This is a genomic window from Lysinibacillus sp. GbtcB16, assembly GCF_019091145.1.
GTDB lineage: Bacteria > Bacillota > Bacilli > Bacillales_A > Planococcaceae > Lysinibacillus > Lysinibacillus fusiformis.
Genome location: NZ_JAGXJV010000428.1, coordinates 1 through 269 on the forward strand (window position 1 = coordinate 1; position 269 = coordinate 269).

At 30.1% G+C, this 269-nt stretch carries 1 pseudogene; it reads right to left on the minus strand.

The annotated features are described in order from the left end of the window. Positions 1 to 267 (minus strand): annotated as a pseudogene (locus tag KVT27_RS24790) (coproporphyrinogen-III oxidase family protein); the annotation flags it as partial. Positions 268 to 269 lie beyond the last annotated feature (2 nt).

Here is a 269-nt window from a genome sequence, read left to right on the forward strand (position 1 = left end):
AGATGAGGATAATAATTCCATCTCTTTAATAAGACATTCTACATACTCTCCAATTATAGGTTCATACTTTGTAGATTTAATAAATGGACAAAATGAGCAAATAGTATCACAAAAAGGTATATGAAGGTATAATGCTGTTTTTCCTTTTTTCTGACTTACCTCTGTTTTCCGCAACATATTTTCAACTCTACTTTGAGCATTTTCAACACTATCCTCCCCAAAAAAAGGGTATAAAAAATTCCATAACATAGGATGTTCTGGATAAATTT